The following is a 21,075-nucleotide window of genomic DNA, read 5'->3' on the forward strand; positions in this document are numbered from 1 at the left end:
GACCGGCGCCGAGGCCCCCGGCGGACGCGCCGCCGCCGCCCTGGCCGCCGCCCGTGCCGCCCTGGGCCGCCCCTACGTGTGGGGCGCCAACGGCCCCTCCGGCTTCGACTGTTCCGGACTGATGCAGTGGGCGTACGGGCGCGCCGGCGTCCATCTGCCGCGCACCTCGCAGGAACAGCGGTTCGCCGGCCGGCAGGTCCCGCTCTCCCAGGCCCGCCCCGGGGACCTGGTCGTCTACCGCTCCGACGCCAGCCATGTGGCGATGTACGCCGGTCACGGCCAGGTCATCCACGCCCCCTACCCCGGTGCTCCGGTGCGCTACGACCCGGTCGGGATGATGCCGGTCTCCTCGGTCACCCGCCCCTGACCGCCCCGTTCGCCGTACGATCGGGAAGTGGCTGGTCGTGGACGGGCGTGGAGCATCGGTGCCGTGGGGCTCACCCTGCTGCTGCCTCTTGCCGGTTGCGGCGGGAGCCCGGCGGGCGACCCGGTGCGGACCGAGGTGCAGCAGGTGCTCGACCGGCGCTCGGCGGCCCTGCTGCGCCATGACGAGGCGGCGTACGGCGCGACGGGCACCCGCACCGGGTACACCCGGCTGGGCGCCCTCCCGCTGGCCTCCTGGAGCTACCGGGTCACCGCCGTGCACCGCACCGCCGCCGGCGCCACCGCCGACGCCGATCTGAGCTACCGCGTCGCCGGGTACGACCGGGCCCCCGTCGACGCCCGCCGCAGCCTCACCCTCGGCCGCACCGCCGACGACGGCTGGTACGTCACCGCCGACCGGCCCGCCGGACGGGACGGGCAGCAGCTGTGGGACCAGGGCACGGTCAGCGTCGTCCGGGGCGCGCACAGCCTGGTGCTCGGCACCGGGGGGTCCACGGCGGGCCTGGAGGAGTTCGCCCGGCTGGCCGACCGCGCGGTCCCGGCCGTGTCCGGGGTGTGGGCCACGGACTGGAGCCGCCGGGTCGTCGTCCTCGTCCCGCGGACCCTGGCGTCCATGGCGGCCCTGCTCGGCTCGCCCGCCGCCGAGTACCGGGGCATCGCGGCCGTCACCACGGGCGAGGCGGGCGGTGCGGGCCGGGCGCCCGCGGACCGGGTGGTGGTCAACCCGGAGGCGTACGCCGTGCTCGGTGACGTCGGCAAGCAGGTCGTCCTCACCCACGAGACCGCTCATGTCGCCACCCGGGCCGACACCACCGTCGCCACCCCGCTGTGGCTCTCCGAGGGCTACGCCGACTGGGCCGGCTATCTCGGCACCGGGCGGACCGCGCAGGAGGCCGCGCCGGAACTCGGCCGGGCCGTGCGGGACGGCGAGCCGCCCGAGGAGCTGCCGGCCGACGCGGACTTCGGCTTCACCAGCGAGCCCACCAAGCTGGCGCGTGCCTACGAGAGCGGCTGGCTGGCCTGCCGGATGATCGCCGACGAGTGGGGCCCGGCCCGGCTCGGTGCCTTCTACCGGGCCGTCGGTGCCCACGGGAAGCGGGCGGGCGCGGTCGAGGCGGCGCTGGACCAGGTGCTCGGCACGACCCTCGAGGAGTTCACCGCGCGCTGGCGGGACTACGTCACGACGCAGCTCGACTGAGCACACCGATGGCCTCGCGCAGCCACCCGCGCTCGGCCTGCCCGGTGGCCCGTGCGACCCGGAGCATGCCCTCCCGGAACAGATCCCCCGCCCCCTCGGCCCGCACCGGCTCGCCCTCCCGGTAGAAGAAGCTGGCCGGCTTCTGGAGGAAGTCCAGCCGTCGGCGCAGGACATCGGCCTGCTCGGCGGGGTCGTCCAGGTGCCGCAGGAAGGCCAGGAGGGCGTTGAAGCGGACCTGGTCGGTGATCTCCTGCTCCTTGGGGTTGCGCAACCGCACCAGCAGCTCCGTCCGGCCCTTCTCCGTCAGGGACAGCACCCGGCGCGGAGCGGCGCTCACGCCGTCCGTGGAGTGCTGGTCGAGCAGGCCGGCGGCGAGAAGCCGGTTGATGGCCGGGTACAGCGCCCCGTCGCTGACGGGGCGGACGTGCCCGCTCAGCGCCTTGATGCGTTCCTTCAGCTCGTAGCCGTGCAGCGGTTCCTCGGCGAGGAAGCCCAGGATCGACAACTCCAGCACGCGGATGCCTCCTTGCGGTGGGCGGAACGACCATGGTACCTCTTTTCGAGCTACCTCGATTCGAGGTAGCTCGAAAAGAGGGGGAGCTCGTGAACAGCCACCGCGGACAGCTCGTCTCGCTCGCCCGCCCCGTCTATCTCTCGCTCCTGGCCTCGGTCGCCTCCGGGATCATCAACACCGTCTGGGTCTCCCGGTGCGGTGGTGCCGCCGTGGCCGCCGTCGCCGTCGCGACCAATACCGAGAACGTGCTGCTCGGCACAGCGCTGGTCTTCGCCTCGGGTACGACGGTGCTGGTGGCGCACGCCCGCGGAGCCCGCGACCCCGCCGCCGTGCGGGCCGCCGTCCGCGGTGGCTGGACGTTGTGCGCCTGGGTCACGCCCGTGGTCACGATGGGCGGTTTCCTGCTGCGCGAGCCGCTGGCCGCCCTGGTGCTGGGCGGCGGCGACGGCGCGGCCAGGCACCTGGCCGCCGCGTACTTCACGATCTCCCTGCCCGGCATGGCTGTCTTCTTCGCCCAGCAGCTGGTCGACGGCATCCTCAAGGGCACCGGCGACGCCCGCACTCCGATGCGGCTCGCCCTGCTGGCCAACGGCCTGATTCTGCTCGGCGACCCCCTCCTGATCCACCTCCACGGGGTCCGGGGCGCCGCCGTCTCCACCGTGCTGTGCCGCGCCGTCGCCCTGGCGGTGGGGCTGCGCGTGCTGCGCCGTTCCACGCTCGTGCGCGAGGCGACCGGGGCACGTTCCGCCGAAGGGGCCCGCGCAGCGTCGCGCCGCACGCTCGCCACCGGGCTGCCCATGTCCGCCGACTTCACCGTGCGGCAGGGCGCGGCGTTGGTCCTCGTGGCGATCGTGGCCCGGCTCGGCGTGCCGGAGGTGGCCGCGTATTCGACCGCGTACAAGATCCTGTACGTCGCCACCATGGCCTTCTACGCGATACGCCAGGCTGCGGCCGTGCACACCGCCCACCTGCGCGGCGCGGGACGGGACGCGCGCCGGGACATCGGCCGCCAGGCGGTACTGCTCTCCGCGGCCGTGGGGCTGTCGGCCGCCGTCCTGTTCGCCGTGGCGGCCCCCTGGATCATGGCCGCCTTCGGTGCCGGTCCGGACGTCGCCCGCCAGGGCGTGCTGTTCCTGCGCTGCGTCGGCCCCTATCTGCTGCTGGCGGCGGGCCTCATCGCGCTGGGCGGGGTCTTCGAGGGCAGTGGTGCGGCGCCCGTGCTGCTCCGGATCACCCTGCTCGGCACCGCCGTCCAGCTGCCGCTGGCGTACGCCCTGGTCGGCCTCGGCCTGCCCGGTGTCTGTATGGCGCTGGCGCTCGGGACGGCCGTGCAGTGGGTGATGGTGGTCGTGCCGGTGCGGCGGGCCCGGGGTCAGGAGGAGACCGGGGTCTCCTCGGTGCGGGTGGTCTGAGGCGGGAAGGGGGCGGACGCGTCCGGCGGGACGGTGGCGCGCCACAGCCGGCGGCCCGCCATGACCGTCGCCGCGGCCAGCAGGCCGTTGCGCAGCACCAGCAGCGTGATGCCGTACCAGTCGCTCAGCACCACGTGCGAGAAGCCGAGCGGGAACTCCAGGACGGTCACGAAGGACGCGAGGACGACCAGCAGCGCGGGCGCCCCCATGCGGCTGGCCCGGTGCGACAGGCAGACGGCCGCCAGGCCGACCAGCCACACGAGGTACTGCGGGCTGACCACCCGGCTGGTCACCGTGAACAGCAGCACCGCCGTGAGGGCGGCGTCGGCGAGGACGTGCGCCGGAAGGTGCCGCGCACGCAGCCGCCACAACAGCAGCCAGGCGAACGCGGCGCCGGTCAGGGCCAGCGCCGCGGTGCTGACCTGGTCCACGTGCGGGCCGAGGAACTCGATCGACCCGTAGTTCAGCAGCACCTGGCCGTTCCAGCCGTGGTGCCGGGCCACATGGAAGACCAGGGCGCCCAGCGACTCCACCTCGGTGCCCCGGTCCCGCTGGAAGGTCAGGAACGCGAAGGCGCCCGGCATGGCCACCGCGAACAGCATCGCGGCGCCCGCCGCGGTCACCGCCGCCGACGCCCAGGCCCGCCGCCGCACGGCCCCCACCAGCAACAGCGCGGGCCACACCTTCAGCAGGGCGCCGAGCGCGGTCAGGGCCCCCATCACCCGCGGGTGCCGGACCCCGGCCAGCAGCGCCGCCACGGCCACCGCGGTCACCATGACGTCGTAGCGGGCGTAGACCGTCGGCCCGAGCAGCGGCACGCCCGCCACCCACACCCAGGTGCCGCGCCGCGACCGGCCGGGGCCGCGGCCCGCCCGGAGCAGCAGGGCCAGCACGACGGCGTCGGCCAGACAGGCCAGCAGGAAGAAGGCGTGCGCGTACGACAGGAAGGGCAGGACGGCCGGGGAGAGGATCGCGAGGGCGGCGGCGGGCGGGTACTGCCAGGTCACGTCGTCCAGCGGAAACGTTCCTTGGCGCAGCACCTCGTACCAGCCGCGGTAGATCACCGACACGTCCGAGGTGACGTCCGGGCCGGGGAAGGCGTACACCCGGAACACGAGCAGCAGCAGCAGCGTGCGGGTGGCGCCCCAGGTCGCGAGCGGCCATGCCAGGGACCGCCCGGTGCCCTTCGTCTCCACGTGATCCCCTGCCGCTCGGTTTCCGTACCGTTCGAATTCTCTTCGAGCGACCATGATGTCCTGCGATCCCGTGCGCATGCCACAGGCCCGGCCGCGCCCGGCCGCGGGGCGGCCCGTTCGGTAGGGTCGGCGGCGATGCACAAGACCCTGATCGTCACCAACGACTTCCCGCCCCGGCCGGGCGGCATCCAGGCATTCCTGCACAACATGGCCCTCCGCCTGGACCCCGGCCGGCTGGTCGTCTACGCCTCCACCTGGAAGCACGGCCGGGAGGGTGCCGAGGCCACCGCCGCCTTCGACGCCGAGCAGCCCTTCACCGTCGTACGCGACCGCACGACCATGCTGCTGCCCACCCCGCAGGCCACCCGGCGGGCCGCCGGGCTGCTCCGGGAGCACGGCTGCACCTCGGTGTGGTTCGGCGCGGCGGCCCCCCTCGGCCTGATGGCGCCCGCGCTGCGCCGGGCCGGTGCCGAGCGGCTGGTGGCGACCACCCACGGGCACGAGGCCGGCTGGGCCCAGCTGCCCGCCGCCCGGCAGCTGCTGCGCCGGATCGGCGACTCCACCGACACGCTCACCTATCTGGGGGAGTACACCCGCTCCCGGATCGCCGGTGCCCTGAGCCCCGAGGCGGCCGGCCGCATGGCGCAGCTGCCGCCCGGGGTCGACGAGAAGACCTTCCACCCCGCCTCCGGCGGTGACGAGGTCCGCGCCCGGCTCGGCCTCACCGAGCGCCCGGTCGTGGTCTGCGTCTCCCGGCTGGTGCCGCGCAAGGGCCAGGACACCCTGATCCGCGCCATGCCCCGCATCCTCGCCGCCGAACCGGACACCGTGCTGCTGATCGTCGGCGGCGGCCCCTACGAACGGGACCTGCGCCGCCTCGCCCACGAGAGCGGTCTCGCCGGCTCGGTCCGCTTCACCGGTGCCGTGCCCTGGTCGGAGCTGCCCGCGCACTACGGCGCCGGGGACGTCTTCGCCATGCCCTGCCGCACCCGTCGCGGCGGCCTGGACGTGGAGGGTCTCGGCATCGTGTACCTGGAGGCGTCCGCCACCGGCCTGCCGGTCGTCGCGGGCGACTCCGGCGGCGCGCCGGACGCGGTGCTCGACGGGGAGACCGGCTGGGTGGTCCGGGGCGGCGAGCCGGCCGAGGCCGCCGAACGGATCACGGTCCTCCTCCAGGACGCCGAACTGCGCCGCCGGATGGGCGAGCGGGGCCGGCGGTGGGTCGAGGAGAAGTGGCGCTGGGACCTGCTCGCGGAGAAGTTGAAGGCCCTGCTGTAATCCGTGCTGCCGCTCTAGCCGGAACCGGAAAATCCGCACATGCTGCGCGCATGACAGCAAAACTGATGCAGCGTCAGCTGACGAGACGTCACATCCTGGGCATGGTCGCCCTGCAGACGGCCGCCGCGGCCGGTCTGACCCGCGTCGGACTCGAGTCCGCCCGCGCGGCCGAACCGGCCGCCGTCGACAACGCCCCGGCCGTCGTGGTCGGTTCGGGGTACGGCGGCGCCGTCGCCGCCCTCCGCCTCGGCCAGGCGGGCATCCGCACCCTCGTCCTGGAGATGGGCCGGCTGTGGAACACCACCGGCTCCGACGGCAAGGTGTTCTGCTCCACCAGCGCCCCCGACCAGCGCTCCATGTGGTTCCGCACCCGCACCGAGGCCCCGCTCGCCAGCTTCCTGTGGCTGGACGTCGTCAACAAGCCGATCGACCCCTACCCGGGCGTCCTCGACCGCGTGCACTACGACGACATGTCCGTCTACGTCGGCCGGGGCGTCGGCGGCGGCTCCCTGGTCAACGGCGGGATGGCGGTCACCCCGCTCAAGTCCTACTTCAGCGAGCAGTTCCCGGCCGTGGACGCCGACGAGATGTACGGCACCTACTTCCCGCGCGCCCGCGCCATGCTCGGCGTCAACAGCATCGACCCCGCCTGGTTCGAGTCGACCGAGTGGTACAGGTTCACCCGGACCTCCCGCAAGGCCGCCGCGAACGCCGGCCTGAAGACCACGTTCGTGCCGAACGTCTACGACTTCGGCCACATGCAGCGCGAGGCCGCCGGCACGGCCACCAGGTCCGCGCTCGCCGGCGAGGTCATCTACGGCAACAACCAGGGCAAGCGCAGCCTCGACAAGAGCTACCTCGCCGCCGCCCTCGGCACCGGCAACGTCACCCTGCACACGATGGAGAAGGTGCGGTCCGTCAGCCGGTCGGCCGACGGCACGTACCTGCTCACCGCCGACCGGACCGACGACAGCGGCGCCGTCGTCGGGACCAGCCAGTACAGCTGCACCTACCTGTTCCTCGGCGGCGGCAGCGTCGGCACCACCGAACTCCTCGTCCGTGCCCGCGACACCGGCACCCTGCCGGACCTGGACCCCGCCGTCGGCGCCGGCTGGGGTACCAACGGCAACGTCATGCTGGGCCGCGCCAACCACGTCTGGGACACCGTCGGCGCGAACCAGGCCACCATGCCCGTCATGGGCATCGACGACTGGGCCAACCCCGACAACCCGGTCTTCGCCGAGATCGCCCCCCTGCCCATGGGCTTCGAGCACTGGATCAGCCTCTACCTGGCCATCACCAAGAACCCCGAACGGGCGTCGTTCCGTTACGACTCGGCCTCCGGGACGGTGAAGCTCGGCTGGAGCGCCGCCCAGAGCGCGGTGTCGGTGGCCATGGCGAAGAAGCTGTTCGACCGGATCAACCTGGCCAACCTCACCATCTACCGGTACGACCTGTTCGGCTCCTCCAGCAAGGTCTTCGCCGACGACTTCACCTACCACCCGTTGGGCGGCTGCGTGCTGGGGAAGGCGACCGACGGCTACGGCCGGGTCAAGGGCTACCCCCGGCTCTACGTCACCGACGGCTCGCTCGTGCCCGGCAACATCGGCGTGAACCCCTTCGTCACCATCACGGCCCTCGCCGAACGCACCATGGCGCGGGTCCTCGCCGAGGACACCGCGCCATGAGGCACCGCCGGGGTCACTTGGCGTAGATCGCCTCGATCTCGTCCGTGTAGTCCTTCGCCACCACGCTCCGCTTGAGCTTCAGCGACGGGGTGAGATGGCCCGACTCCTCCGTGAACTGGGAGGCAAGAATGCGGAACTTCCGCACCGATTCCGCCTTCGACACCGCGGCGTTGCCGTCGTCCACGGCCGCCTGGATCGCCGCGTGCAGATCCGGGTCGTCGCGCAGCGACGCCGCGGTGGACCCGGCCGGCTTGCCGTGCTCGGCGGCCCACCGGCCCAGGAACTCCTCGTCGACGGTGACCAGCGCGCCCACGAACGGCCGCCCGTCGCCCACCACCATGCACTCCGCGACCAGCGCGTGCGCCCGGATCCGGTCCTCGATCACGGCCGGGGCAACGTTCTTGCCGCCCGCCGTGACGATGATCTCCTTCTTCCGGCCGGTGATCCTCAGGTAGCCGTCCTCGTCGAGGGTGCCGATGTCGCCGGTGTGGAACCAGCCGTCGGCCAGCGCCTCCGCCGTCGCGCCCGGGTTGTTCCAGTACTCCTTGAACAGGTGCTCGCCGTGCAGCAGCACCTCGCCGTCGTCCGCGATCCGCACCACCGAACCGGGCAGCGGCTGCCCGACCGTGCCGATCTTCTGCCGGTCCCACGGGTTGAACGCGGTCGCCGCGCAGGACTCGGTCAGGCCGTAGCCCTCCAGCACCGTGAAGCCGATGCCGCGGAAGAAGTGTCCGAGCCGCTCACCCAGCGGGGCGCCGCCGGAGATGGCGTACTCGCCCCGGCCGCCCAGTACCGCGCGCAGCTTGCCGTAGACCAGCCGGTCGAAGACCTTGTGCTTGACCTTCAGGCCGAACGACGGGCCCGAGGGGCTGTCCAGCGCCTTGCTGTAGGCGATCGCGGTGTCCGCCGCCTTGTCGAAGATCCCGCCCTTGCCGTCCGCCTGCGCCTTGGCCCGCGCCGAGTTGTAGACCTTCTCGAAGACCCGCGGCACACCGAGGATCAGGGTCGGCCGGAACGCGGCCAGCTCGTCGGTGAGGTCCTTGATGTCCGGGACGCAGCCCAGCTTGATCGGCGCCATCATCGGTGCGACCTGCACCAGCCGTCCGAAGACGTGCGCCAGCGGCAGGAAGAGCAGCACCGAGCACTCACCGGTGCGGAACAGCGGACGCAGCCGCTCCACGATGTTGCCGCACTCGGCGAAGAAGCTGCGGTGGGTGAGCACACAGCCCTTGGGGCGCCCGGTCGTGCCGCTCGTGTACACGATGGTCGCCGGGTCGTCGGCGCGGGCGATCGAGCTGCGCTCCTCCACCGTCGCGTCCGCCACGTCCTGCCCGAGCCGGCCCAGCTCCGCCACGCCCCCGGCCTCGATCTGCCAGACGTGCTTGAGCGCGGGCAGCGCCTCGCGCACCGACTCCACGGCCGCCGCGTGGGTGTCCAGCTCCACCACGCACGCGGTCGCCCCCGAGTCGGACAGGATCCACTGCACCTGCTCCGGCGAGCTGGTCTCGTACACCGGCACGGTGACCGCGCCCGCGCTCCAGATCGCGAAGTCCAGGAGCGTCCACTCGTAGCGCGTCCGGGACATCAGGCCCACCCGGTCACCCGGCTGCACCCCGGAGGCGATGAGGCCCTTGGCGGCGGTGCGGACCTCGGCGAGGAACTCCCGTGCGGTCACGTCCTGCCAGGTGCCCCCCGACTTGCGGGCGATCACGGCGACGTCGGGGTGCTGCGCGGCGTTTCTGCGGACGATGTCGGTCAGATTGCCGTCCGCGGGGACCTCGTACAAGGCCGGAAGGCTGAACTCGCGCAAGACTGCTGCTCCTCACAGGGCGCCGGCGCCACGACGTTGTGTGATGCGACGGTGCGGTCCAAGGCTCGGGCTGGTGCTCGGGTACTTCGATGGTTGAAATCCAGAGCACGACTGGACTGCCCGGACGTTACCCGCCGGTATGGCGTCTAGGACAGGGGGTCCCGGCGAGATGTTCGCTGCGTCACACAGGTGGGCTCTCCTTCGCGCACAGTAGTCCACGGCCGAACCGACCGGCCAGTAACCGCAGGCCCGACCGGCACTGTTCACCTGGACCGCACACGCCTACCCTTGATCACCATGGCATCCTCACGCGCCGGCGGCGGACGGACCCGGGTACATGTGGTCAGCGACGTGCACGGCAACGCCCGTGACCTGGCCCGGGCCGGCGACGGCGCCGACGCCCTGATCTGCCTCGGCGACCTCGTCCTCTTCCTCGACTACGCCGACCACTCCCGCGGGATCTTCCCCGACCTCTTCGGCGAGGAGAACGCCGACCGCATCGTGGAGCTGCGCACCGCCCGCCGTTTCGCCGAGGCCCGCGAGTTCGGCGCCCGGCTGTGGGGCGGGATCGGCGGCGACCGGGCCGCGGCGATCGAGAAGGCGGTGCGCAAGCAGTACGCCGAGCTGTTCGCCGCGTTCCCCACACCGACGTACGCCACCTACGGCAACGTCGACATGCCGGGCCTGTGGCCGGAGTACGCCCGGCCCGGCACCACGGTTCTCGACGGCCAGCGGGTGGAGATCGGCGGCCGGACCTTCGGCTTCGTCGGCGGCGGCCTGCGCACCCCGATGCGCACCCCCTACGAGATCAGCGACGAGGAGTACGCGGCGAAGATCGAGGCCGTCGGCGAGGTCGACGTGCTGTGCACCCACATCCCGCCGGAGGTCCCCGAGCTGGTCTACGACACCGTGGCCCGCCGCTTCGAGCGGGGCAGCCGCGCCCTGCTGGACGCCATCCACCGCACCCGGCCCCGGTACGCGCTGTTCGGGCACGTGCACCAGCCGCTGGCGCGCCGCATGCGGATCGGCGCCACCGAGTGCGTGAACGTGGGGCACTTCGCCGGCAGCGGCACGCCCTGGGCGCTCGAATGGCGAGTTCCGGACGACCCGGGGGAGCGGGCCGGCGGGCGGGGTGAAGGCGGCAGGTCGGCGGCGCGGTAGCCTTCACGCTGCACACACGTGCGCAGCCCGGCGCACACAGACCTCTCAGGCACGGCCCGCATCCGGAGGAGCCACGGCGATGGCGGAACACACCAGTTCGAGCATCACGATCGAGGCGGCTCCGGCCGACGTCATGGCGGTGATCGCCGACTTCGCGCGCTACCCGGACTGGACCGGCGAGGTGAAGGAGGCGGAGGTCCTCGACACCGACGAGCAGGGCCGCGCCCGGCAGGTCCGCCTCGTCATGGACGCCGGCGCCATCAAGGACGACCAGACCCTCGCCTACACCTGGACCGGCGGCCAGGAGGTCTCCTGGACCCTGGTCAAGTCCCAGATGCTCCGTTCCCTCGACGGTTCCTACCTCCTCGAGCCCGCGGGCCCCGGCGGCACGGAGGTCACCTACTCCCTCACCGTCGACGTCAAGATCCCCATGCTCGGCATGATCAAGCGCAAGGCGGAGAAGGTCATCATCGACCGGGCACTGGCCGGTCTGAAGAAGAGGGTCGAGTCGGGCGAGAAGTAGGCGTCCGCGTCCTCTTCCCGCGCACGGCGGTAGCGTTCACCGACATGCGCACCATCCTGATCACGGGCCCGGGCGGCAGCGGGCGGACCACGATCGCCGCCGCCACCGCACTGCGCGCCGCGGCCGACGGCACCCGCACGCTCCTCCTCAGCGCCGACCGCACCGACACCCCGGGCGCGGCACTGGGTACCGGAACAGGACCCGTCCCGGCACCCGCGGCCCCGGACCTGACCGTCTGGCGGCCCGACGCCACGGAACGGTTCCGGCAGGACCTCACCGCCTTCCAGAACCGCGCGGCGAACGTGCTCGACCTGCTCGGTGCCGCCCGGCTGGACGCCGAGGAGGTCACCCCGCTGCCCGGCGCCGAGGAACTGTCCTTCCTGCGCGCGCTGCGGGACGCGGCCCTGTCCGACCGCTACGACCTGCTCGTCGTCGACCTCCCGCCGCTGCCCGCGGCCCTCGCCCTGCTCGGCCTGCCCGAGGAGCTGCGCCGCTATCTGCGCCGCCTCCTGCCCCCCGAACGACAGGCCGCCCGCGCCCTGCGCCCGGTCCTCGGCCGGCTGGCCGGCGTCCCCATGCCCGCCGACTGGCTGTACGAGACGGCCGCCCGCTGGGACGTCGAACTGGCCGCGGTGGCGGCCGTCCTCGCCGACCGGGACACCGCCGTACGCCTGGTCGCCGAACCGGGCCCGGCCGGCGCCGACGCCGTGCGCACCGCCACCCTCGGCCTGGCCCTGCGCGGCCTGCGCACCGAGGCCCTGATCGCCAACCGGGCCCTGCCCGAGACCACCCCCGACGGCTGGCTCGCCGGACTTCTCGCCCAGCAGCGCAAGACGCTCGCCGACTGGCAGGAGTCGTACGACGTCCACGCCGTCCCGCACCTCGGCCGGGACCCGCACGGGCCCGACGACCTCGCCGCCCTCGCCGTGCCCGCCGTCGATCCGTCCCCCCGCCCGGTCGAATGGCCGGTCACCGACCGGATCGCCGAGGACGGCGTGCTGGTCTGGCACCTCCCGCTGCCCGGCGCCATACGGGACGAGCTGGATCTCGTCCGCAGGGGCGACGAACTGCTGATCACCGCGGGGCCCTTCCGCCGGATCGTCCCGCTGCCCTCGGCCCTGCGCCGCTGCGCCGTCGCCGGCGCCGGACTCCTGGACGGCGTCCTGCGCATCCGGTTCACCCCCGACCCGGACCTGTGGCCCGGCGCCGGACGGTGAACCGGGTACGCCGTTCGGGTACCGTCGTAAAGGCGAACCGGAGTCAGGAGTCCGCCATGAGCGATGAGCGCCCCGCAGCCGAACCGGAAGAGGAGCGGGCGGCCGACGCCGACGCCTGGGCCACGGCCTGCGCCGAGGACCTCGACGCCGAGAAGTCCCGCCGCCGTACCGAGCACGGCCCGCCGCCCGGCTCGGCCGCTGAGGAGCTGAAGAAGCTCGTGGACTCGGTGGCCGACAAGCTGTCCGGTCTGCGGTCACCGCTCCTCGGCGGCCTCGCCGGACCCTCGGCACAGCAGGTCGTGCGCCAGGTCGTCGAGCAGGCGAAAGCCGCCGTCGAACCCGTCATCGAACGCAACCCGGACGTCTTCGACCACCTGGCCGCGGCCGGCGGCGAACTGCTCGCCGCCTACCGCTCCGCCGTCCAGGGCCAGGAACAGCGCTGGACCGCCCGCACGGCCGACACGGCGAAGGACGGGCCGGACCGGCGCGACCCGGGCGAGGGCACCGGTCCGGGGGAGCGCATCGACCTGGACTGAAGCCCTTCCACGGCGGGGCCTCGGGTACGGTTGGCCGTAGCGGGGCTCGACCGAAACTGAGGGATTCATGGGACTCACCATCGGCGTCGACATCGGCGGCACGAAGATCGCGGCCGGCGTGGTCGACGAGGAAGGCAACATCCTCTCGACCTTCAAGGTGCCGACCCCCACCACGCCGGAGGCCATCGTGGACGCCATCGCCTCGGCGGTGGAGGGCGCGCGCGCCGGGCACGAGATCGTCGGCGTGGGCATCGGTGCGGCCGGTTACGTCAACCGGCAGCGCTCCACGGTGTACTTCGCGCCGAACATCGACTGGCGCAACGAGCCGCTCAAGGAGAAGGTCGAGGCCCGCACCGGTCTCCCGGTCGTGGTCGAGAACGACGCCAACGCCGCCGCCTGGGGCGAGTACCGGTTCGGCGCCGGCAAGGGCCACCGCAACGTCATCTGCATCACCCTCGGCACCGGCCTCGGTGGCGGCATCATCATCGGCAACAAGCTGCGCCGCGGTCACTTCGGTGTCGCCGCCGAGTTCGGCCACATCCGCATGGTCCCGGACGGCCTGCTGTGCGGCTGCGGCTCGCAGGGCTGCTGGGAGCAGTACGCCTCCGGCCGCGCCCTGGTCCGCTACGCCAAGCAGCGCGCCAACGCCACCCCCGAGAACGCCGACGTACTCCTCTCCCTGGGCGACGGCACCCCGGACGGCATCGAGGGCAAGCACATCTCCATGGCCGCCCGCCAGGGCGACCCGGTGGCCGTCGACTCCTACCGCGAGCTGGCCCGCTGGGCCGGTGCGGGCCTGGCCGACCTGGCCTCCCTCTTCGACCCCTCCGCGTTCATCGTCGGCGGCGGCCTGTCCGACGAGGGCGAGCTGGTCCTGGACCCGATCCGCAAGTCCTACAAGCGCTGGCTGGTCGGCGGCAACTGGCGCCCGGTGGCCGACGTGATCGCGGCCCAGCTGGGCAACAAGGCCGGCATGGTCGGCGCGGCCGACCTGGCCCGGGAGCCCGACCCGATCATGTGAGGAGACCGGCCGTCCAGGCGCGAGGACCCACGGGAGAGGCCGCACACGAGCGGCGGCCTCCCACGGGCCTCGCGCCTTCGGCCGTGGGGGAGCCGCGCCCCCGGCGGCGGGGCGTAGATTGATCCACATGGAGCTGCTTCCCAACTCCCGCACGGAACCCGACGGTTCCGCCGTGATCCGTGTCCTGAGCTACAACATCCGCTCGATGCGGGACGACACGGACGCCCTCGCCCGTGTCATCGCCGCCTGCGCCCCCGACCTGGTCCTGCTCCAGGAGGCCCCGCGCTTCTTCCGCTGGCGCAAGAAACTCGCCCGGCTCGCCGCCGCCTCCGGGCAGGTCGTCCTCACCGGCGGAGCGACGGCTGCGGGCCCGGCGATCCTGTGCGACCTCCGCGCCACCGTCGAGCGCACCGCGGACGTCCTGCTTCCGCTCACCCCCGGCCTGCACCGACGCGGCTTCGCCACGGCCGTCGTCCGCTTCGGCGCCGCCCGCCTCGGCGTGCTCAGCTGCCACCTCAGCCTCCAGCGGGACGAGCGCCGGGAGCAGGCCGCCCTGCTCCTGGACCGTCTCACCGGACTCGGCGTGGAGCACGCCGTGGCGGGCGGCGATCTCAACGAACGCCCCGACGGCCCCGCCTTCCGCAGGCTCGCCGCCGGTCTCCAGGACTGCCGTACCGCCAGGCCCTGGGGCGGCGAGTTCACCTCCACCCCCGCCGACCCCCGTCAGCGCATCGACGCGATCTTCGCCACCGGGGGCATCGAGGTCCTCGGCTGCGGGGTCCCGCTGGACCAGCCGGGTGTCACCCGGGCCGATCTGACGGCGGCCACGGACCACCTGCCGGTGCTGGCCGCCCTCCGGATCCCGGCGGCCTAGCGGGCGTCAGACCACCGCCCCGCGGCCCGGGTCGTCGTCCTCCTCGTCGTCCGTCCGCATCCGGGTCACCAGCGTCATGAAGCCGCCGAGGAAGCCGCCGATGGCGAGGGTCGTCAGCCACCAGGTCATCTCCCAGCCGAGGACCACCGCGAGCAGGAGCAGGACGGGGCCGCCGACCACTCCGAGCCAGGCGAACTTCGCGGTGGTGTCCGCGGCCGGCAGCGGCGGCGGCTCCGGCGGCACGAAGTGGCCCTCGTCGTCCTCGTCGAAGTCGTCGTCGGACGGTTCGGGCACCGTGTGGTCGCGCGGGCCGACACCGGCCGCGAAGGAGACCGATCCGCCGAGCGGACGGGCGGGCCGCCGGCCCGCGGAGTCGTCCGGGTCGCGCCGGGGCTCGCTCTCCGGTTCCACGCCCGCGTCCCGCACCGGGTCCTTCACCGGGCTCGCCCCGGGTTCCTTCGCCCGGCCCCCCGCCGGGTCGGGCGCGGGGTCCGGCTCCGGCAGGGCGAGATCCTCCACGCGCCGGAAGGGCCGGGCGCCCGGCGGGTCCGGCGGTTCCTGGCCGTACCCCGCGACGATGGCCCGCCAGGCGGCGTCCTCGTCGAACGGCACCTCCTGCCGGTCCGGCTCGCGGCCTTCTCGGCCGTCGCGGCTCTCCCGGCCCTCGCGGCCTTCTCGGTCGTCGCGGCCCTCTCGGCCCTCTTGGCCCTCTCGGTCCTCACGGCCCTCGGGGCCGGAGTCGTGCTCAGCCAACTGCGGCCGTCCCTTCCTTGCCGACACCGGGTGCGAGCCGGCCGATGAAGGCGAGGCTCTCCTCGAAGACCCGGTCCGCGTCCAGGTCCAACGTCGCCACGTGGTAGCTGTGTTCCAGCACGACCTCCGTGACGTCCGTGGACGACACCCGGCTCAGCACCCGCGCCGAGTCGGCCGCCGGCACGACATGGTCCCGGGCGCTGCGCAGCAGCAGCAACGGCTGGGTGACCTGGGGCAGCTCGCCGTCCAGCCGCCGCAGGAACACCCGCAGCGAGTGCGCCGCGTGCAGCGGCACCCGGTCGTACCCCAGCTCCGCCGCGCCCTCCTTCGCGATGTCGCTGGCGATGCCCTTCGTGGTGCGCACCAGATGCCGGGCGACCGGGAGGGCGTACGCCGACAGACCGTGCACCTTGTTCACCGGGTTGACCACCACCGCGCCCGCGACCCGGCCGCCGTGCCGGGCTGCGAGCCGGAGCGCCAGCGCCCCGCCCATCGACAGGCCCGCGACGAACACCCGGGAGCAGCGTCCGGCGAGCAGGCGCAGCTCGCGGTCCACCTCCGCGTACCAGTCCTGCCAGGTGGTGAGCTGCATGTCCGCCCAGCGGGTGCCGTGGCCGGGCAGCAGGGGCACGGACACGGTCAGGCCGCGGGCCGCGTGGTGCTCCGCCCAGGGGCGCAGCGACTGGGGCGAGCCGGTGAAGCCATGGCAGAGGAGGACCCCCACCTCACCGCCCTCGTGGCGGTACGGCTCGGCTCCGGGGAGAACTGGCATGTGCTTCACCGTACGCGACCGCACTGACACCGACCAGGGTCGTCGGGCCCATTGACGGTCCTCCGGGTTAAGGTCTGTCCGACGCAAACAGGAGGCACACGGGTGTTGTACGGAACGATGAAGGTCGCCATCGGAGGGCCGCTGAAGGTCGCCTTCAGGCCCTGGGTGGAGGGACTGGAGAACATTCCGGACACCGGCCCCGCCATCCTGGCCAGCAATCACCTGTCCTTCTCGGACTCCTTCTTCCTCCCGACGATGCTGAACCGCAAGGTCACCTTCATCGCCAAGGCCGAGTACTTCACCACCCCGGGCGTGAAGGGCCGCCTGACCGCGGCCTTCTTCAAGGGCGTGGGGCAGCTGCCGGTGGACCGCTCCGGGGCGCGCGGCGCCGGTGAGGCGGCGATCAAGAGCGGCATAGAGGTGCTGGAGCGCGGCGAACTGTTCGGCATCTACCCGGAGGGCACCCGCTCGCCCGACGGGCGGCTGTACCGGGGCAAGCCCGGCGGCCTCGCGCGCGTGGCGCTCGCCACCGGCGCGCCGGTCATCCCGGTCGCCATGATCGACACGGAGAAGATCCAGCCGCCCGGGCAGGTGATGCCCAAGCTGATGCGGCCCGGCATCCGGATCGGCAAGCCCATGGACTTCAGCCGCTACCAGGGCATGGAGCACGACCGGTTCGTGCTGCGCGCCCTGACCGACGAGGTCATGTACGAGATCATGAAGCTGTCCGGCCAGGAGTACGTCGACATCTACGCCACGGCGGCCAAGCGGCAGATCGCGGAGGCGGCCAAGGCGGCCAAGGAAGCCGAGAAGGCGGAGAAGGCCGAGAAGGCCGAGAAGGCCGAGAAGAAGCAGGCCGGCTCCTAGCCGGGGCGGAGAACCGGGGGGACCGGGGGACATGCCCGAACGCGAGCGCGTCATGCGGATGTCGGTCGAGCTGCCGCTGTGGCGCGCGCTCGCCGGATACCGCGTCCTGACCATGCTGTACGCCATCGGTCTGTGCGCCACCGCCTACGACCACTTCGTACGCCCGTGGGTCGCCGTCGCCTACTACGCGGTCCTGTTCGTGTGGACCCTCGCGACCCTGCCCAGGGTGGCCAACGCGGCGAGCTGCACCCGGCGTTTCCTCGCCGCCGACCTGGCCGTCGCGCTCGCCGGCATCCTGCTCACGCCGGTCGCCGACAACCATGAGCGGATCGCGGGCGGCGGCCCCACCCTGCCCTCGATATGGACCGCCGGCGCGGTGCTGGCCTTCGCCGTCAAGGGCGGCTGGCGCTGGGCGGCCGTCGCCTCCACCGCCGTGGCCGTCGTCAACCTGGTCGAGCGCGGCCACCCCGCCCGGGACACCGTGCACAACGTGATCCTCGTCTGGGTGGCCTCCATCGCCATCGGCTACGTCGTGGAGGTGGCCCGCGCCTCCGAGCGCACCCTGGCCCGCGCGCTGGAGATCGAGGCGGCGACCCGGGAACGGGAGCGGCTGGCCCGGGACATCCACGACAGCGTGCTGCAGGTGCTGGCGATGGTGAAGCGCCGCGGCACGGCCCTCGGCGGCGAGGCGGCCGAGCTGGGCCGGCTGGCCGGGGAGCAGGAAGTGGCCCTGCGGACACTGGTGTCGGGCGGACTGGTCCCGGTGTCCCGGGTCTCGGAGGACCTGGCCGAAGGCGCCGTGGTCCGGTTGGTCCGGGAGCCCGGCGAGGACGATCCGGCCGGCCCGGTCGACCTGCGTTCCCTGCTCGCCCCCTACGCCTGCGCCCGGGTCAGCCTCGCCGAACCCGGTGCCCCGGTGCCGCTGCCGCCGGCGGCGGCCCGTGAGGTGGCCGCCGCCGTGGGGGCCGCCCTGGACAACGTGCGCCGGCACGCCGGGGAAGCGGCCCGGGCCTGGATCCTGGTGGAGGACGAGCCGGACGAGATCGTCGTCACCGTCCGGGACGACGGCCCCGGCATCCCCGACGGCCGGCTCGTGCAGGCCGAGGGCGAGGGCCGGCTCGGGGTGGCCCAGTCGATCCGGGGCCGGCTGCGCGACCTCGGCGGCAGCGCCGGGATCGTCTCCGTGCCCGGGCAGGGCACGGAAGTGGAACTGAAGGTACCGAAGGGCGCCGTACGGGCGCGGGGGAAGAAGGCGGAACAGCGATGACTCAGCAGCAGGGCCCGATCAGGGTCATGGTGGTGGACGACCACCCGATGTGGCGTGACGCCGTCGCCCGTGACCTGGCCGAGTCCGGTTTCGAGGTGGTCGCCACCGCCGGCGACGGCGAGCAGGCGGTCCGCCGCGCCAAGGCCGTCGCGCCCGACGTCCTCGTGCTGGACCTCAATCTGCCCGCCAAGCCCGGAGTCCAGGTCTGCAAGGAACTGGTGGGCCACGACCCGGCGTTGCGCGTGCTGGTCCTCTCGGCGAGCGGTGAGCACGCGGACGTGCTGGAGGCCGTGAAGTCCGGCGCGACCGGCTACCTGCTGAAGTCGGCCTCCACCGAGGAACTGCTGGACGCCGTGCGCCGGACCGCCGTGGGCGACCCGGTGTTCACACCGGGGCTGGCCGGGCTGGTCCTCGGCGAGTACCGGCGGCTGGCCGCCGAACCGGTGCCGGCGCCGGACGCCGACGAGCCGGGCGCGCCCCGGCTGACGGACCGGGAGACGGAGGTGCTGCGGCTGGTGGCGAAGGGCCTGAGCTACAAGCAGATCGCCGAACGCCTCGTCATCTCCCACCGCACGGTGCAGAACCACGTCCAGAACACCCTCGGCAAGCTCCAACTGCACAACCGGGTCGAGCTGGTGCGGTATGCGATAGAACGCGGGCTCGACGACGCGTAGGCCGAATCCGGCAACGCACCCGAATCACGCTCCCGAATCACCCTCACGCCTCTCCCGATGTGACGCGGATCACCATTAGCGTGACCGATCGTCAGGCAAGTGCGGCGAAGGGACATTTCATGCGAGTCGGAGTACTGACCGGAGGCGGCGACTGCCCCGGGCTCAACGCCGTCATCCGGGGCATCGTGCGCAAGGGCGTGCAGGAGTACGGCTACGACTTCGTCGGGTTCCGGGACGGCTGGCGGGGCCCCCTCGAGAACTACACGGTCCGCCTCGACATCCCCGCCGTGCGCGGCATCCTGCCCCGCGGCGGCACGATCCTCGGCTCCTCGCGCACCAACCCCCTCAAGGTGGAGGGCGGGATCCGCCGCATCAAGGACAACCTCGCCAAGCAGGAGGTGGAGGCCCTCGTCGCGATCGGCGGAGAGGACACGCTCGGCGTCGCCGCGCGGCTGTCCGACGAGTACGGCGTGCCCTGCGTCGGCGTGCCCAAGACCATCGACAACGACCTGTCCGCCACCGACTACACCTTCGGCTTCGACACCGCCGTCAACATCGCCACCGAGGCCATCGACCGGCTGCACACCACCGCCGAGTCCCACATGCGGGTCCTGGTCTGCGAGGTGATGGGGCGGCACGCCGGCTGGATCGCGCTGCACTCGGGGCTCGCCGGCGGTGCCAACGTCATCCTCATCCCGGAACAGCGCTTCGACCTCGACCAGGTGTGCGCGTGGATCACCTCCCGCTTCAAGGCGTCGTACGCCCCGATCGTCGTCGTCGCCGAGGGCGCGATGCCGAAGGACGGCGAGGTGGTGCTCAAGGACCAGTCGCTGGACTCCTTCGGGCATGTGCGGCTGTCCGGGGTCGGTGAGTGGCTCGCCAAGGAGATCGAGAAGCGCACCGGCAAGGAGGCCCGCACGACGGTCCTCGGTCACATCCAGCGCGGCGGCACCCCCAGTGCCTTCGACCGCTGGCTCGCCACCCGCTTCGGCCTGCACGCCATCGACTGTGTGCGCGACGGTGACTTCGGCAAGATGGTCGCCCTGCGCGGCACCGACATCGTCCGCGTCCCCATCTCCGAGGCGACGGCCAGGCTGAAGACGGTGGACCCGAAGCTGTACGACGAGGTCGGCGTGTTCTTCGGCTGACACCCCGGCCGGGCCCGGGGACCACGCGGCCCCCGGGCGTCCGCCTCACCTCACCGTGCTCGCCCCGCGCAGCCGGCCGATCAGCTCCTCGACGACGGCCGTGCCGTCCAGCGTGAGCACGGACTCCGGATGGAACTGCACACCCGCGAAGCCCGGCCCCCGCAGGGCGTGCACCTCGCCGTCGGCCGTGCGGCTCACCTCGACCCCGTGCGCGGCCAGCTCCCGGGCCGCCTCCTCGTCACAGGTCGCGACGAAGCTGTTGTAGAAGCCGACGGTCTCGCTCCGCCCGAACAGGTCGATCCGCGTCTGCGCACCCTGGTACGGCACCTTCTTCCGCACGATCTCCAGGCCCAGCTCCGCCGCGATCAGCTCGTGCCCGAGGCAGACGCCGAGCACACCGTGCCGGTGCTCCCGGACCACCTCGGCGGTCAGGCCCCGCAGGAACCGCATCCTGGGGTCGTCGAGGTCGCGGGGGTCGCCCGGACCGGGCCCGAGGACGAGCGGCCCCTCGTGCGCGAGCACCGCCGCCCGCAGCCCGGGCTCGTCGTACCGCCGCACGGTCACGCCGAGTCCGGTCGAGCGCAGGACGTGCGCGAGCATGGCGGTGAAGGTGTCCTCGGCGTCGACGACGAGGGCGTGGCCCGTGAGCGTCCCGGGCCGCTCCCGCATCCGCAGCCAGAACGGCGCGAGTGCGGCCCGCCGCCCGTCCAGCGCGGCCCGCACCCGCGGATCGTCGGCCAGCCGGGGCCGCTCCCGTTCCCGGAGCGGCCGGGCCGGCCCCG

The 21,075-nt window shown here is 73.2% G+C and carries 21 protein-coding genes; 15 read left to right on the forward strand and 6 right to left on the reverse strand.

The features are described 5' to 3' along the window. Positions 1 to 367 (forward strand): C40 family peptidase (locus tag GT045_RS06665; protein WP_161333593.1); only part of this gene is annotated, 367 nt, incomplete at its 5' end. 63 nt (positions 368 to 430) lie between these two features. Further along, a complete protein-coding gene (locus GT045_RS06670) occupies positions 431 to 1,582 on the forward strand; it encodes a hypothetical protein (RefSeq protein ID WP_161290538.1) in 1,152 nt (383 codons plus the stop codon). On the opposite strand, the gene GT045_RS06675 is transcribed toward GT045_RS06670, so the two are convergent. Next, positions 1,563 to 2,096, reverse strand: coding sequence for a PadR family transcriptional regulator (locus GT045_RS06675; protein ID WP_161333594.1), 534 nt, complete (start codon positions 2,094 to 2,096; stop codon positions 1,563 to 1,565). The genes GT045_RS06670 and GT045_RS06675 overlap by 20 nt on opposite strands. Positions 2,097 to 2,185: 89 nt before the next feature. Between GT045_RS06675 and GT045_RS06680 the strand changes: the two genes are divergently transcribed. Then, positions 2,186 to 3,508, forward strand: coding sequence for an MATE family efflux transporter (locus tag GT045_RS06680; RefSeq protein WP_161333595.1), 1,323 nt, complete (start codon positions 2,186 to 2,188; stop codon positions 3,506 to 3,508). Here the strand turns inward: GT045_RS06680 and GT045_RS06685 are convergent. Next, complete coding sequence (locus GT045_RS06685) at positions 3,469 to 4,704, reverse strand: glycosyltransferase 87 family protein (RefSeq protein WP_161333596.1); 1,236 nt, start codon at positions 4,702 to 4,704, stop codon at positions 3,469 to 3,471. The two genes, GT045_RS06680 and GT045_RS06685, sit on opposite strands and share 40 nt — an antisense overlap. Before the next feature lie 135 nt (positions 4,705 to 4,839). Here GT045_RS06685 and GT045_RS06690 point away from each other — a divergent pair, with 135 nt between their 5' ends. Beyond that, on the forward strand, positions 4,840 to 5,982 hold the full coding sequence (locus GT045_RS06690) for a glycosyltransferase family 4 protein (protein WP_161290520.1): 1,143 nt from the start codon (positions 4,840 to 4,842) through the stop codon (positions 5,980 to 5,982). Positions 5,983 to 6,083: 101 nt separating this feature from the next. Further along, complete coding sequence (locus GT045_RS06695; protein ID WP_161333601.1) at positions 6,084 to 7,670, forward strand: GMC oxidoreductase; 1,587 nt, start codon at positions 6,084 to 6,086, stop codon at positions 7,668 to 7,670. Positions 7,671 to 7,683: 13 nt separating this feature from the next. Here the strand turns inward: GT045_RS06695 and GT045_RS06700 are convergent, their stop codons facing one another. Then, positions 7,684 to 9,480: an AMP-dependent synthetase/ligase gene (locus GT045_RS06700; protein ID WP_161290518.1), complete on the reverse strand. Its 1,797-nt coding sequence runs from the start codon at positions 9,478 to 9,480 to the stop codon at positions 7,684 to 7,686. Positions 9,481 to 9,819: 339 nt separating this feature from the next. Between GT045_RS06700 and GT045_RS06705 the strand changes: the two genes are divergently transcribed. From GT045_RS06705 to GT045_RS06730, 6 genes are all read left to right on the forward strand, one after another. Further along, positions 9,820 to 10,641, forward strand: coding sequence for a metallophosphoesterase (locus GT045_RS06705; protein ID WP_345942567.1), 822 nt, complete (start codon positions 9,820 to 9,822; stop codon positions 10,639 to 10,641). A gap of 79 nt (positions 10,642 to 10,720) precedes the next feature. Beyond that, positions 10,721 to 11,164 carry an SRPBCC family protein gene (locus GT045_RS06710; protein WP_161290516.1) on the forward strand — a complete coding sequence of 148 codons (444 nt, stop codon included), beginning with the start codon at positions 10,721 to 10,723 and terminating at the stop codon, positions 11,162 to 11,164. Positions 11,165 to 11,208: 44 nt separating this feature from the next. Then, positions 11,209 to 12,381: an ArsA-related P-loop ATPase gene (locus GT045_RS06715; RefSeq protein ID WP_161333597.1), complete on the forward strand. Its 1,173-nt coding sequence runs from the start codon at positions 11,209 to 11,211 to the stop codon at positions 12,379 to 12,381. 56 nt (positions 12,382 to 12,437) lie between these two features. Further along, positions 12,438 to 12,917, forward strand: a complete 480-nt coding sequence (locus GT045_RS06720) for a DUF5304 domain-containing protein (RefSeq protein ID WP_161333598.1) — start codon at positions 12,438 to 12,440, stop codon at positions 12,915 to 12,917. A 67-nt stretch (positions 12,918 to 12,984) separates the two neighbouring features. After that, the gene (locus tag GT045_RS06725; RefSeq protein ID WP_161287861.1) at positions 12,985 to 13,938 is read left to right on the forward strand and encodes an ROK family glucokinase; all 954 of its coding nucleotides are present in this window, start codon (positions 12,985 to 12,987) and stop codon (positions 13,936 to 13,938) included. Between the two features lie 127 nt (positions 13,939 to 14,065). Then, positions 14,066 to 14,812, forward strand: coding sequence for an endonuclease/exonuclease/phosphatase family protein (locus tag GT045_RS06730; protein WP_161287860.1), 747 nt, complete (start codon positions 14,066 to 14,068; stop codon positions 14,810 to 14,812). A gap of 6 nt (positions 14,813 to 14,818) precedes the next feature. On the opposite strand, the gene GT045_RS06735 is transcribed toward GT045_RS06730, so the two are convergent. After that, positions 14,819 to 15,565, reverse strand: coding sequence for a hypothetical protein (locus tag GT045_RS06735; protein WP_161333599.1), 747 nt, complete (start codon positions 15,563 to 15,565; stop codon positions 14,819 to 14,821). Further along, positions 15,558 to 16,337, reverse strand: a complete 780-nt coding sequence (locus GT045_RS06740) for an alpha/beta fold hydrolase (RefSeq protein ID WP_161297885.1) — start codon at positions 16,335 to 16,337, stop codon at positions 15,558 to 15,560. The genes GT045_RS06735 and GT045_RS06740 overlap by 8 nt, the downstream gene beginning before the upstream one ends. Positions 16,338 to 16,454: 117 nt before the next feature. Between GT045_RS06740 and GT045_RS06745 the strand changes: the two genes are divergently transcribed. The 4 genes from GT045_RS06745 (at position 16,455) to GT045_RS06760 (ending at position 20,293) form a co-directional block, all read left to right on the forward strand. Beyond that, positions 16,455 to 17,204, forward strand: a complete 750-nt coding sequence (locus GT045_RS06745; RefSeq protein ID WP_161333602.1) for a lysophospholipid acyltransferase family protein — start codon at positions 16,455 to 16,457, stop codon at positions 17,202 to 17,204. Positions 17,205 to 17,235: 31 nt separating this feature from the next. Then, on the forward strand, positions 17,236 to 18,471 hold the full coding sequence (locus tag GT045_RS06750; protein WP_161297886.1) for a DUF5931 domain-containing protein: 1,236 nt from the start codon (positions 17,236 to 17,238) through the stop codon (positions 18,469 to 18,471). Further along, positions 18,468 to 19,145, forward strand: a complete 678-nt coding sequence (locus GT045_RS06755; protein ID WP_161297887.1) for a response regulator transcription factor — start codon at positions 18,468 to 18,470, stop codon at positions 19,143 to 19,145. The genes GT045_RS06750 and GT045_RS06755 overlap by 4 nt, the downstream gene beginning before the upstream one ends. 119 nt (positions 19,146 to 19,264) lie before the next feature. Continuing rightward, a complete protein-coding gene (locus GT045_RS06760; protein WP_161297888.1) occupies positions 19,265 to 20,293 on the forward strand; it encodes a 6-phosphofructokinase in 1,029 nt (342 codons plus the stop codon). Between the two features lie 45 nt (positions 20,294 to 20,338). On the opposite strand, the gene GT045_RS06765 is transcribed toward GT045_RS06760, so the two are convergent. After that, the coding region (locus GT045_RS06765; protein WP_161333600.1) for an aminodeoxychorismate/anthranilate synthase component II at positions 20,339 to 21,075 on the reverse strand (737 nt) is incomplete at its 5' end.

Source organism: Streptomyces sp. SID486 (assembly GCF_009865385.1).
Taxonomy (GTDB): Bacteria; Actinomycetota; Actinomycetes; order Streptomycetales; family Streptomycetaceae; genus Streptomyces.

Bases quoted from the DNA above. Each gene is read 5' to 3' on its own strand.
- GT045_RS06690 (WP_161290520.1), top strand. From the start codon at position 4,840: ATGCACAAGACCCTGATCGTCACCAACGACTTCCCGCCCCGGCCGGGC.
- GT045_RS06695 (WP_161333601.1), top strand. From the start codon at position 6,084: ATGGTCGCCCTGCAGACGGCCGCCGCGGCCGGTCTGACCCGCGTCGGA.
- GT045_RS06710 (WP_161290516.1), top strand. From the start codon at position 10,721: ATGGCGGAACACACCAGTTCGAGCATCACGATCGAGGCGGCTCCGGCC.
- GT045_RS06715 (WP_161333597.1), top strand. From the start codon at position 11,209: ATGCGCACCATCCTGATCACGGGCCCGGGCGGCAGCGGGCGGACCACG.
- GT045_RS06720 (WP_161333598.1), top strand. From the start codon at position 12,438: ATGAGCGATGAGCGCCCCGCAGCCGAACCGGAAGAGGAGCGGGCGGCC.
- GT045_RS06725 (WP_161287861.1), top strand. From the start codon at position 12,985: ATGGGACTCACCATCGGCGTCGACATCGGCGGCACGAAGATCGCGGCC.
- GT045_RS06730 (WP_161287860.1), top strand. From the start codon at position 14,066: ATGGAGCTGCTTCCCAACTCCCGCACGGAACCCGACGGTTCCGCCGTG.
- GT045_RS06740 (WP_161297885.1), bottom strand. From the start codon at position 16,337: ATGCCAGTTCTCCCCGGAGCCGAGCCGTACCGCCACGAGGGCGGTGAG.
- GT045_RS06745 (WP_161333602.1), top strand. From the start codon at position 16,455: ATGAAGGTCGCCATCGGAGGGCCGCTGAAGGTCGCCTTCAGGCCCTGG.
- GT045_RS06750 (WP_161297886.1), top strand. From the start codon at position 17,236: ATGCCCGAACGCGAGCGCGTCATGCGGATGTCGGTCGAGCTGCCGCTG.
- GT045_RS06755 (WP_161297887.1), top strand. From the start codon at position 18,468: ATGACTCAGCAGCAGGGCCCGATCAGGGTCATGGTGGTGGACGACCAC.
- GT045_RS06760 (WP_161297888.1), top strand. From the start codon at position 19,265: ATGCGAGTCGGAGTACTGACCGGAGGCGGCGACTGCCCCGGGCTCAAC.